Raw genomic sequence first — 12,536 nt, forward strand, 5'->3', positions numbered from 1 at the left:
TCGGCGAGGCACTTCAGCATGAGCACTTTCGGAGCCTATTTTCGCCTTTGGCGCGTCGGCTGGGTGCTCGTGCGCGAAGGCGTCGTGTCGGCCCTGCCGTCCGAAGGCCTGCCGCCTTCGGTCGCACTTGCCAAATCCTTCGTCACGATTTTCGAGCGCGGCAGGGCGCGGTATCAGAAGCGCAGCGATCGGCTGGCACAGGCCGTCGAGCGGCTCGGCCCCTCCTATGTCAAGATCGGTCAGTTCCTGGCCACGCGGCCTGACGTCGTCGGCGTCGAATTCGCCAACGACCTGTCTCAGTTACAGGACCGGATGGCCTTCTTTCCCTCGGCGGCCGCAAAGGCGAATATCGAAGGATCGCTCGGGCGGCCGGTCGATGAACTCTATGCGAGCTTCGGCGAGCCGATCGCCGCCGCCTCGATCGCGCAGGTGCACCCCGCCGAAGTCGGAACGACAGAAGGCCGAAGGAAGGTCGCCGTCAAAGTCGTCCGACCGGGCGTGCGCCAGCGTTTTGTCCATGACATCGAGGCAATGTACCTGGTCGCTCATATGCAGGAGCGCTTCATGCCCTCCAGCCGGCGGCTGCGGCCGGTCGAGGTGACGAAGACGCTGGAACAGACGACGAAGGTGGAGATGGATCTTCGCCTTGAGGCCGCAGCGCTTTCGGAGATTGCCGAAAACACCGACAGCGATCCCGGCTTTCGCGTGCCGAAGGTCGACTGGGAGCGCACGGGCCGCGACGTCATCACCATGGAATGGATCGACGGCACGAGAATGTCCGACGTCGAGGGGCTGCGCGCGGCCGGCCATGACCTCAACCTGCTCGCCGACACGCTGATCCAGTCTTTCCTGCGCCACACGCTGCGCGACGGTTTCTTCCATGCGGACATGCATCCCGGCAATCTCTTCGTCGATGCCGGCGGCATGATCGTCGCGGTCGACATGGGTATTGTCGGGCGGCTCGGCAAGAAGGAGCGGCGGTTCCTCGCCGAAATCCTCTATGGCTTCATCACCCGCGATTACATCCGTGTCGCAGAGGTGCATTTCGAGGCCGGCTACGTGCCCGGCCACCACAATGTCGAAAGCTTCGCCCAGGCGATCCGGGCGATCGGCGAGCCGATCCACGGTCAGCCGGCCGAAACGATCTCGATGGGCAAGCTGCTGACGCTGCTGTTCGAAGTGACCGAACTCTTCGACATGGCGACACGGCCGGAGCTGGTGATGCTGCAGAAGACCATGGTCGTGGTCGAGGGCGTGTCGCGCATGCTCAACCCGCGTTTCAATATGTGGAAGGCCTCCGAGCCCGTCGTCGGCGACTGGATCCGCACCAATCTCGGCCCGAAACGGATCGTCACCGATCTCAAGGATGGGCTGAAGGCGGCGGTCAAGCTCGCCGAAGCTGCGCCCGAAATCGCAGCAAAAACCGAGAAATTCCACCATCAGCTGCTGCATATGAGCGAACACGGCCTGCGTTTCGACGATCAGACGGCCGAGGCGATCGGCAAGGCCGAGGCGCGGCACAACCGCTCGGGCAGGATCGCGCTCTGGGTGATCGCATTGACGCTCCTCTATATTGCCTGGATGTTGAGCTGACCGCTCCGACAACATGCTGTGTTCGGCATTTAGGATATCCCATGTGACGGAGGGCTGGCTTAGTCTCGCAGTTTAGGAGATACGGCACATGCACGAACGCCTTGGCATCGAACTTTCCGGACGGCCGCTCGGTTTTGCCGAGATGGTGACGATTGGTGCCGGCAAGGCGAGGATTTCGGCTTCACCAACCGGCATGGCCCGCATCGCGATTGCCCGCGAAATCGTCGAGGACGCGATTGCCGCCGGCACGCCCGTTTACGGATCGACGACGGGCGTGGGCGCCATGAAGGATGTGGAGTGGTCGGCCGACGAACTCGACACCTTCAATCTCGGCCTGGTGCGCGCCCATCATTTCGGCACCGGCACGCCCTTTTCCTGCAATGTCGTGCGCAACGCCATGGCGATCCGCGTCAACACGGCGCTGACCGGCCAGGTCGGCTGCACGCCGGAGCTGATCGACGCCTATATCAGGATGCTCGAGGCCGATCTCATCCCGGTCGTGCGCCGCACCGGCTCGATCGGCTGCGCCGATATCGGCCTGATGGGGCAGATCGGCGCAGTGCTGACCGGCGTCGGCGAAGCGGTCTATCGCGGCAACCGGATGCAGGCGGCCGAGGCTTTCCGGGCAGCGGGGCTCGAACCGGTGCGGATGGCGCCGCGAGACAGCCTCGCTTCGCTCAGCGTCAATGCAGTGAGCTTTGCGGCGGCGGCGGAAACGACGCGCAATGCCGCGGCCTCGATCCGCATTCTGCTCGCCACCGGGATGATGGCATCGGGTGCGCTCGGCGCCTCCCGTGATCCCTGGAAGGCGGTCCGCCATGTCGGCACTGCGCGTGAGGCACTGATCGGCGCCTGGCTCTGCAACGCGTCGGACGAATGGGACTGGCCTGTTGCAACGCATGTGCAGGATCCGCTCAGCCTGCGCATGATCGCCCAGGTATTCGGCGCCGTCATCGAAAATCTGCTTTCGACCGGTCACAAGATTCTCGCCGCCACCGGACGCTCGGACGACAATCCCGTCGTCGTCGAGGGGCGGGTGATGACATCAGGCGGTTCGCTTCCGCTCGATGTGACGATCCTGCTCGAATCGGCCGCACTCTGCATGGCGCATGCGGCGCGCAACGCCTTCAACCGCTGTGTCATTCTCGGCAATGGACAACGGCGCGACCTGCCGGTCAACCTCGTGCCGTCGGGACGGATTGCCACCGGCTTCGGGCCGATCATCAAGCTTGCCGGCGAAATCTTCTCACGCGTCCTGTCGATGTCCGGCCCCGTTTCGGCGCAGTCGCTGGTGGTTGCAGCCGGCCTGGAGGATGAGGCCGCCTTCTTGCCGCTGGTCATCGAGCGCTTCGAGCGGCAGATGCAGGCACTGAAGCGTCTCGCGGCGCTCGAGGCGCTGCTGTCTGCCCAGGCGATCGACATTCTCGGCGATGAGCCGAAGGGCGTGGCCGGCATGCTCTACGACGTCGTTCGCAAACATGCGGCCTTTTATACCGTCGACCGGCCGCTATCGGCCGAAGTGGAGGCGATCGAGGAAGAGCTCGGATCGGACGACTTTCTCGCGAAACTGACCGAGCAGGTTCCGATCGCCTCCTTCGACGATTTCTTCGCACTCGGCTCGCCGGAGCCCATCGAAGAGCGCTTGGCAAGCCGAGCAGGATGATTGCGGGCCGAGGCCCAAAATCTCAATCCTGCTCTACATTAACCCATCGATGCGTGATGCCGTCCGAAAGACGTTTCAAACTTTGGCATCACATTTCGGCCGACAGCGGTTCCGACGTCAGTCTAGGAGGAAGCGGCATGGACTTCGATCTCGTTCTGCAGGGCACGGTCGTGCTGCCGGACCGCATCGTCGAAGCGGGTTATGTCGCCGTGCACGCCGGCAAGATCGCCGAAGTCGGCCTCGGCGTCCCGCCTGCGGCGCGCGAACGGCATCTGCTCGGAAGAGCGTTGATCCTGCCCGGCGCCATCGACGCGCAGGTGCATTCGCTTTCCCAGAAGGATCAGGAGGATTTCGTGTGGTCGACGCGGTCGGCAGCGGCCGGCGGCGTGACTACGATCGTCGACATGCCTTATGACGAGGGCAACCTCGTCTGCTCGGCGGCGGCCGTCAAGCGGAAGATCGACCATGCCGCCCCGCAGGCGCGCGTCGATTTTGCCCTTTACGGCACCATCGATCCGCAAGAAGGCCCAGCGCGAATCCCGGAGATGGTTGAGGCCGGCGTCGCCGCCTTCAAGTTTTCGACCTTCGGCACCGATCCCAAACGTTTTCCGCGCATTCCCCCCGCCCTGCTCGACGCCTGCTTTGCCGCAATCGCGCCGACCGGGCTGACGGCAGGCGTGCATAATGAGGATGACGAGGCGGTGCACAGCTATATGGAGCAGGTGAAGGCAAGCGGCATCACCGACTGGCGGGCGCATGGTCTGTCACGGCCGCCAATCACAGAGCTCCTCGCGATGCACACGATCTTCGAGACCGGCGCCAATACCGGCTGCCCCGCGCATGTAGTGCATTGCTCGCTCGGGCGCGGCTACGATATCGCCCGCGCCTATCGCCGCGATGGTTTTGCCGCGACAGTCGAATGCTGCATCCATTACCTGACGCTCGACGAGGAAAACGATGTGAGGCGCCTCGGCGGCAAGTCGAAGATCAACCCGCCGGTGCGGCCGCGCGCCGAGGTGGAGAGGCTCTGGCGGAAGGTGGCCGAAGGCGATGTCTGGTTGGTCTCGACCGATCACGTCAGCTGGTCGGAGAACCGCAAGACCGATCCCGACATGCTCGCCAACGCATCCGGCGTTCCCGGTCTCGAGGTGATGGTGCCGCTTTTCGTCAAAGGCGCTCTCGAGCGCGGCATTCCCCTGACCTGGGCCGCGCGGCTGATGGCCGAGAACCCGGCGAAACATTTCCGGCTCGACCATATCAAAGGGGCGCTGGCCCCAGGCAAGGACGCCGACATCACCGTGCTGGAGCCGCGCGGAAGCGTCTACGATGCGTCTGCGAGCGGCAACAATGTCGTTGGCTGGAGCCCCTATAACGGCATCCGCCTGCCCTGGACCGTTTCCGCCACCTATCTCCGCGGCGAAAAGATCGCCGAGGGCGGTAAGGTAATGGCCGAGCCCGGCACTGGCCGGTTCATCCGGCCGCCGCCGCGCCAGGTCATTTCGGGAGCCGCCGCATGAGCCGCAATCTTCCCGTCAATGCCGACCGGATCGCTGCAGATATCCAGGCGCTTGCCGATATCACCGAGCCGGGGCGCTCCTGGACACGTCGGGCTTTCACGCCGCTCTTTCTGGAAGGCCGGGCCTGTATCGAGACACGAATGAAGGCGGCAGGGCTGGAAACACGGATCGATGCCGCCGGCAATCTGATCGGCCGGCGCACCGGCAGGAAGCCCTGGCTCGGCACGATCATGATCGGCTCGCACTCCGACACGGTGCCGGAGGGTGGCCGCTTCGACGGCATTGCCGGCGTGGTTGCGGCGCTCGAGGTGGCGCGGGCGCTGCATGACCACGGCCTGGAACTCGACCATGATCTTGAGATCGTCGATTTCCTTGCCGAAGAGGTCAGCATCTTCGGCGTCTCCTGCATCGGCAGCCGCGGCATGACCGGACAGTTGCCGGAGGCCTGGCTGTCGCGGGCAAGCGGCGGGCTCGATCTTGCCGGCGGCATCGCCCAAGTGGGCGGCGAGCCGGGCGTGCTGGGACAGCAGAAGCGACCCGATCTGGCAGGCTTCCTGGAGCTCCATATCGAACAGGGGCCAGTGCTCGAAGCCGAAAGGGAGGATATCGGCATCGTCACGGCAATCTCCGGCATTACCCGCATCGAGATCACCGTCGAGGGGCGGGCCGACCATGCCGGCACGACGCCGATGGACAGGCGGGCAGATGCTCTGGTGGCGGCCTCGCAGCTAGTGCTCGACATCCGCAACGCCGCCGCCGAGCTTGCCAAGACGCCGGGGCATTTTGCGGCGACGGTCGGCGAGTTCAGGATCGAGCCGAATGCCGCCAATGTCGTGCCCTCGAAGGTCGTGCTGCTGATTGACGGGCGCGCGGAAATCCGCGCCGACATGGAGGCCTTCTGCCGCTGGCTCGAGGGCCATGTCGAAAAGCTGGCAACCGCCTATGGCGTTACGATCGAGCCGCCGAATCGGGTTTCCGACAATCTGCCGACGCCAAGCGATGCCGCGCTGCTTTCGACGCTGGAGACCGCCTGCGACCGCGTCGGCGCAAAATACCGGCGCATGGCCTCCGGCGCAGGGCACGATACCGCCTGGATCGCCAAGGTGGCGCCGGCGGCAATGATCTTCGTGCCCTGCCGGGAAGGCCGCAGCCATTGCCCCGACGAATGGGCCGACAATGACGATATCGCGCTCGGCACCGCCGTGCTTTTCCAAGCGGTGCGCGAGATGGACAAGGATTCGAAGCGGGAGAAGGCCGATGGGACGCATACTGGTTGAGAAGGACGTGGAAGCCGCCGTCAAAGGCGGCTCCGTCTATGCCGCCGGCGGTGGCGGCTGGGCTGAGCACGGGCGGATGCTCGGGCATGCGGCCGTCACCATCGGCAAACCGGAGCTGGTCTCGATCGACGAGTTGAAGGATGACGACTGGGTCGCCACGGCTGCCGCGATCGGTGCGCCGGCCTCCACCACGCCCTGGGAAATGCAAGGCGTCGATTACGTCAAGGCGGTGCAATTGCTGCAGGAGGCGCTCGGCGAAAAACTCTCGGGTCTGATCATCGGCCAGAACGGCAAATCGTCGACGCTGAACGGCTGGCTGCCGTCGGCGATTCTCGGCACCAAGGTGGTCGATGCCGTCGGCGATATCCGCGCCCATCCCACAGGCGACATGGGCTCGATCGGCATGGCCGCCTCACCCGAGCCGATGATCCAGACCGCCGTCGGCGGCAACAGGGCCGAGAACCGTTACATCGAGCTGGTGGTGAAGGGCGCGACGGCGAAGATCTCGCCGGTGCTGCGCGCCGCCGCCGATCAGTCCGGCGGTTTCATCGCCAGCTGCCGCAATCCGCTCCGGGCTTCCTATGTCCGGGCGCATGCGGCCCTCGGCGGCATCTCGATGGCGCTTGCGCTCGGCGAAGCGATCATCGCGGCGGAGAAGCGCGGCGGGCCAGCGGTCATCGATGCGATCTGCAAAACGACGGGCGGGCATATCCTTGCCGAAGGCGTCATCACCCGGAAGGACGTCGTCTATACCAAGGAGGCCTTCGATATCGGCACCATCGTCGTCGGCTCGGGCGACAAATCGGTGACGCTGCACGTGATGAACGAATATATGGCCGTGGACGATGCGGATGGCGGGCGGCTTGCCACCTTCCCGGCCGTGATCACTACGCTGTCGCCGGAGGGCGAGCCGCTGAGCGTCGGGCAGTTGCAGGAAGGTATGCATGTCTTCATCCTGCATGTGCCGATGGACATCATTCCGCTCTCGGCCAGCGTGCTCGATCCGACAGTTTATCCCGTCGTCGAAAAGGCGATGGGTATCGAGATCGCGCGTTATGCGCTGGCGGCGAAGGCCTGAGCCATGGCACGCGATCCCGGCCTTGAAGAACTGCTGCGCGAGGAACTCGACGATCGTCCTGGCCTCAGCGAAAAATCCATGTTCGGCGGCCGCGCCTTCCTGCTGAACGGCAATCTTCTCTGCGGCGCGCGCAGTGACGGCATGCTGATCCGTCTCGGCAAGGGCAATGATGATTGGGCGCTGGCGCTGCCGGGCGTAACCCGGATGCTGATGGGCGAGCGAGTCATGCACGGCTGGCTGCGCGCCTCCGCCGAGGCTTACGGCGACGATGCTCTGAGACGGCGTCTGCTCGATGCGGCGCTTACCTATGTGGAATCGCTGCCGGGCAAGTGACCAACTAGCTTTCGCCCTTCTCTCCAGCGGGGAGAAGGGAAAAGCAGAGAAAAACGAGGAACCCACGATGCCGAAGGCCAATCCACGCCATCCGAAATTTCCCATTCCCGGCGGACCGGAGTTGCGCGCCAAGGGCTGGCGGCAGGAGGCGCTGCTGCGGCTGCTCGAAAACGTGCTGGCCGTCGGCGAGGATCCCGACAATCTGATCGTCTATGCCGCGCTCGGCAAGGCCGCACGCAACTGGGCGGCGCATAAGGGCATCGTCAAGGCGCTGACTGAGATGGATGAGGACCAGACGCTGCTCATCCAGTCCGGCAAGCCGATCGGGCTCGTAAAGACCCATGCCAGGGCGCCCCTCGTCATCATGGCGAACTGCAACATCGTCGGGCAATGGGCAAAGGCCGAAGTGTTCTACGAGCTGCAGCGCAAAGGGCTGATCTGCTGGGGTGGGCTGACGGCTGGGGCTTGGCAATATATCGGCAGCCAGGGCGTCATCCAGGGCACCTATGAAATCTTCATGCGTATCGCCGAGCGGCGTTTCGGCGGCGATCTCCACGGCCGTTTCGTGCTGACGGCCGGACTCGGCGGCATGGGCGGGGCCCAGCCGCTCGCCGGCCGCATGGCGGGCGCGGCGATCCTCTGCGTCGACATCGATCCGGAGCGAGCGCGCAAACGCCAGCAGATCGGCTATCTCCAGGAGATCGCGCCGGATCTCGATACCGCCCTTGAGATGATCGATGCAGCTGTAAAGGCGAAGAGGGCGCTGTCCGTCGGCCTCGTCGGCAATGCGGCGGAGGTCTATCCGGAGATTGCCCGGCGCGGCATCGTGCCAGATATCGTCACCGATCAGACCTCGGCGCATGACCTCGTCTATGGCTATGTGCCGAAAGGCATGAGCCTCAATCAGGTCAGAGGCCTGCGCGATGATGGCCAGGGGCAATTGATGGCGGCAAGCCGCGCCTCGATCGTCGAGCATGTGACGGCGATGCTGGAGTTCCAGAAGAAGGGCGCCGAGGTCTTCGATAACGGCAATCTCATCCGCACGCAGGCTCGCGAGGGCGGCCTTGCCAATGCCTTCGATATTCCGATCTTCACCGAAGCCTATCTCAGGCCGCTGTTTGCCCGGGCGATAGGCCCGTTCCGCTGGATGGCCCTGTCGGGCGAGGAGAGCGATATCGCGCGGATTGACGATCTGCTGCTCGAGATGTTTCCCGACAACAAGATTATCACCAACTGGATCCGGCTGGCGCGCGAACATGTGCCCTTCGAAGGCCTGCCGGCGCGCATCGCCTGGCTCGGCCACGGCGAACGCACGATGCTCGCCCGACGCGTCAATGCGCTGGTTGCGAGCGGCGAGCTCAAGGGGCCGGTCGCCTTCTCCCGCGACCATCTCGATGCCGGCGCCATGGCGCATCCGAATATTATGACCGAGCGGATGAAGGACGGCTCCGATGCGATCGCCGACTGGCCGATGATCGATGCGATGATGCTCTGCTCCTCGATGGCCGATCTCGTCGTCGTCCATTCCGGCGGCGGCGGCTATGCCGGCTACATGACAAGCTGCGGCGTCACCGTGATCGCCGACGGCACCGATGCCGCCTACGAACGGCTCGACCATGCGCTGACCAACGACACGGCGCTCGGCGTGATGCGATATGCCGACGCCGGATATGACGAGGCGCTTGATGAGGTGGTGAAGAAGGACGTTCCCTATCTCAGACTCGATTGATTGAAGAAGGGAGCGTTGCCTGAGGGAATAGAATCGCAGGTCGCTGCGATATCGGCGACGGTCAGCACGAGATGGTCGAGACGGTCGATGCGGATCATGCCTTTCTCCTCGCAAGGCGCCGGGCTGCACAGGCTGACATAAAGGCCAGGGCCAGCATGGCAAGGGTGAAGACAACGACAGGTGCCCAGCCTTCGACCGCGAAGAACCAGCCACCGGCCGAGCCCATCAGGCTGGAGCCGACGTAATAGGCCAGCATGTAGATGGAAGAAGCGTGCCCCTTGTTGCCAAAGGCCAGCTTGCCGACAAGGCCGCTGGCGATGGAATGGCTCATGAAGAAGCCGGCGGTCAGCACGATGATACCGAGGATGATCGACGGCAGCGCGGCTAAGAGCGTCAATGCGCTACCGGTAGCCGTCAGCGCGAGGCCGAAGAGCAGCACGGGAAAGTGACCGATCCGGTCTCCCAGCAGCCCTCCGATCGAGGCGGCGCCGATGCCGAAGACATAGACGGTGAAGATCAAGCCGAGTTCGGTCTAATTGAGCCCATAAGGCGGCGCCACGAGGCGGTAACCGGCGTAATTGTAGATTGTCACGAAGGAGCCCATCGCCAGGAAGGCGATGGCGAAGAGGAAGGGTAGCGCCGGATTTCTAAGATGGCTAAGCCAGGCTTTCGCGTGGAAACGCGGATCGAAACCCGGCCGGCGAACGAAATTCCTTGAGGGCGGCAGAAGGGCCATGAAGCCGATCGCCGCGGCAAGACCGATGGCGCCGACGAGGAAGAGCGCCGGGCGCCAGCCAAAATATTCGGCTAAGATGCCGGTGAGCACGCGGCCCGACATGCCGCCGAAGGCCGTACCGCCGACATAAAGGCCCATGGTGGCGCCAAGGCCGCGCGGATCGATTTCTTCGGCAAGATAGGCCATGGCGACGGCCGGCACGCCGCCGAGGACGAGGCCCTGCAGGGCGCGGATGACGAGCAGCAGGTGCCAATTCGAGGCGAAAGCCGTGGCAATTGTCAGTACTGCCGCGCCAACCAGCGATATCGACATCAGGCTGCGGCGGCCCAGCCCCTCCGCAACGGCGGCGGCACAGACAATGGCAAGCGCGAGAAAGCCGGTGGAAAGCGACAGCGACAGCGAGCTTTCGGCCGGGCTGACGGAAAACTCCTGCGAGAAGACCGGCAGCAGCGGCTGCACACAGTAGAGCAGCGAGAAGGTGGAAAAACCGGAGAGAAAGAGCGCCAGGCTGGCGCGGCGATAAGCGCCTGTGCCGCGCGTCAGGTAATGCTTTTCTCGTGCGATCACGGTCTTCACGCTTTCCGCTGCCGGCGGCATATCTTCATCCTGGCGGGTCTTCGAACTCACGTGTTAAACCGCCGGATCCCAATAGGGCGGATCGCCGAAGCTCTTCCTCAAGTGATCGGCGATGGCGCGAAGCTTGGCGGATGGATTTCGACCTTCCGGATGGGCCATAAAGATGAATTCGGCCTCCGGCCTGTGACCGACATCGATTTCGGCAAGCCGGCCCTCGCGGATGGCCGGGCCGGCGATGAAGGCCGGCAGCAGCGCGATGCCGAGACCGGCAATCGCGGCATCGCGCATCATGTCGCCATTGTTGATGCCGAGCGCCAGTTTGGCGCGGACGGCGACCGCCCCCTCCGGCGTCTGGAAGCGCCAATCGGCGACGCCGCGGTTGGTGTAGAAGACGCCGCGATGGCGGTTCAGGTCGGCGAGCGACGATGGCGTTCCCTCGCGGGCGAGATAATTCGGCGAAGCGCAGAGAAGACGCCGGCTGCGGGTGAGCTTCCAGGCGATCAGCCTGCTATCGGCGATCGGGCCATTGCGGATGATGGCGTCGTAGCCGTCCGAGGCCGCATCGACGCGGCGGTCATCGATGTCGAGCGTCAACTCGATATCGGGATGATCGGCAAGAAAGGGGTAGAGCGCCGGGCCGAGATGCATGCGGCCGAACGTGACCGGGGCGGCGATGCGGATCGGGCCGGACAGCGTGCCGCGCCGCTCGGCCATATCGGCGGCGGCCTCGTCAATTTCACGCACGATGCGCGCGGCGCGCCGCAGAAATGCAGCTCCGTCCTCCGTCAAGGTGAGCTTGCGTGTCGTTCGGTGCAGCAGGACGCCGCCCAAGGACTTCTCCAATTCCGCCAATCTTTCGCTGACGACGGATTTGGAGAGCCGCAGCCGCCTGGCCGCCTCGCTGACCGAGCCTGCCTCCGTCACGGCGACGAAAGCCGCGATGCCTTCTATCCTGATCATCGTTCGGTATTTCCGAATTCCAGTTCCTCAATCTGGAGACTAATCCGAACGAAAAGAAAATGCCATCTTCTGATCAACGAAACGGACGGCAAGGGCCGCCTCGGATCAACCACAGGAGATGCAACCATGAACCGCTTGAATAACAAGGTCGCAATCGTTACCGGCGCAAGCTCCGGCATCGGCCGCGTCACGGCAAAGCTCTTTGCCGCCGAAGGTGCCAAGGTCGTCGTCGGCGCGCGCCGCGAGCGCGAACTCGACAGCCTCGTCGCAGAGATCGAGGCCGAGGGCGGCAAGGCTATTGCCGTTGCCGGCGACGTCCGCTCGGAAGATTATCATAAAGCGCTGGTGGCCGCCGCGATGACGAATTACGGCAAGCTCGACATCGCCTTCAACAACGCGGGCATCATCGGCGAAGCCGGTCCGAGCACCGGTGTCTCGGAAGCAGGCTTCAGCGAGGCGCTGGCCGTCAATCTCACAGCATCCTTTCTCGCTGCCAAACATCAGATCGGCGCGATGGCAGAAAATGGCGGCGGCTCGGTGATCTTCACCTCAACCTTCGTCGGCTACAGCTTCGCCTTTCCCGGCGTTGCCGCCTATGCCGCCAGCAAATCCGGCCTGATCGGGCTGACGCAGGCTCTCGCCGCCGAGTTCGGACCGCAGGGCGTGCGCGTCAACGCCATTCTGCCGGGCGCCGTCGATACCGACATGTACCGCGATGTGAACGATACAGCAGACAAGCAGGCTGCCATCACCGCTATGCATGCGCTGAAGCGCGTCGCGACACCTGATGAAGTCGCACGCTCGGTTCTCTACCTCGCCTCCGATGATGCGAGCTTCGTCACCGGCACGGCCTCACTGGTCGACGGCGGCATTTCGATCACTCGCACCTGAGATGGTGGGGCGATTATTCGCTGCGGGTTGGGGCGAAATGGATCGGCCAAGATGAGAGGGAACGCCGTGTAGCCCCTCATCGCCTGCCGGCACCTTCTCCCCCGAGGGGAGAAGAGATTTGCGGCAACCTCTCCGTTTCCCCGCGACTCCCACAGGGCCTGTCACCTCGCTCGCCCGCGCGAT

General features: G+C 64.2%; 9 protein-coding genes and 2 pseudogenes. 8 read left to right on the plus strand and 3 right to left on the minus strand.

The window, feature by feature from the left end; all coding sequences use genetic code 11:
* Positions 1-18 precede the first annotated feature (18 nt).
* From ubiB to PH551_RS03910, 7 genes are all read left to right on the plus strand, one after another.
* Positions 19-1,593, plus strand: a complete 1,575-nt coding sequence (gene ubiB, locus PH551_RS03880; protein WP_285191920.1) for a 2-polyprenylphenol 6-hydroxylase — start codon at positions 19-21, stop codon at positions 1,591-1,593.
* Positions 1,594-1,681: 88 nt separating this feature from the next.
* Positions 1,682-3,256, plus strand: a complete 1,575-nt coding sequence (locus PH551_RS03885) for an aromatic amino acid lyase (protein WP_285191921.1) — start codon at positions 1,682-1,684, stop codon at positions 3,254-3,256.
* A 137-nt stretch (positions 3,257-3,393) separates the two neighbouring features.
* On the plus strand, positions 3,394-4,773 hold the full coding sequence (locus PH551_RS03890; RefSeq protein ID WP_285191922.1) for a dihydroorotase: 1,380 nt from the start codon (positions 3,394-3,396) through the stop codon (positions 4,771-4,773).
* Positions 4,770-6,050 carry a Zn-dependent hydrolase gene (locus PH551_RS03895; protein WP_285191923.1) on the plus strand — a complete coding sequence of 427 codons (1,281 nt, stop codon included), beginning with the start codon at positions 4,770-4,772 and terminating at the stop codon, positions 6,048-6,050. The genes PH551_RS03890 and PH551_RS03895 overlap by 4 nt, the downstream gene beginning before the upstream one ends.
* Entirely contained in the window at positions 6,031-7,128 is a 1,098-nt protein-coding gene (locus PH551_RS03900) for a thiohydantoin desulfurase (RefSeq protein WP_285191924.1), read from the plus strand. The genes PH551_RS03895 and PH551_RS03900 overlap by 20 nt, the downstream gene beginning before the upstream one ends.
* 3 nt (positions 7,129-7,131) lie before the next feature.
* On the plus strand, positions 7,132-7,461 hold the full coding sequence (locus tag PH551_RS03905) for a TfoX/Sxy family protein (RefSeq protein ID WP_285191925.1): 330 nt from the start codon (positions 7,132-7,134) through the stop codon (positions 7,459-7,461).
* Between the two features lie 67 nt (positions 7,462-7,528).
* Positions 7,529-9,190, plus strand: coding sequence for a thiourocanate hydratase (locus PH551_RS03910; protein WP_285191926.1), 1,662 nt, complete (start codon positions 7,529-7,531; stop codon positions 9,188-9,190).
* A gap of 32 nt (positions 9,191-9,222) precedes the next feature.
* Here PH551_RS03910 and PH551_RS03915 read toward each other — a convergent pair.
* From PH551_RS03915 to PH551_RS03925, 3 genes and pseudogenes are all read right to left on the minus strand, one after another.
* A pseudogene (locus PH551_RS03915) lies at positions 9,223-9,288 on the minus strand (VOC family protein); the annotation flags it as partial.
* A pseudogene (locus PH551_RS03920) lies at positions 9,285-10,523 on the minus strand (MFS transporter). The pseudogenes PH551_RS03920 and PH551_RS03915, both read right to left, overlap by 4 nt.
* 33 nt (positions 10,524-10,556) lie before the next feature.
* Entirely contained in the window at positions 10,557-11,462 is a 906-nt protein-coding gene (locus PH551_RS03925; protein ID WP_285191927.1) for a LysR family transcriptional regulator, read from the minus strand.
* A gap of 126 nt (positions 11,463-11,588) precedes the next feature.
* On the opposite strand from PH551_RS03925, the gene PH551_RS03930 reads away from it, so the two are divergent.
* The gene (locus PH551_RS03930; protein WP_221127659.1) at positions 11,589-12,353 is read left to right on the plus strand and encodes an SDR family oxidoreductase; all 765 of its coding nucleotides are present in this window, start codon (positions 11,589-11,591) and stop codon (positions 12,351-12,353) included.
* The last annotated feature ends 183 nt before the right edge of the window (positions 12,354-12,536 follow it).

The sequence above is a fragment of the Rhizobium atlanticum genome, assembly GCF_030182485.1.
GTDB lineage: Bacteria > Pseudomonadota > Alphaproteobacteria > Rhizobiales > Rhizobiaceae > Rhizobium.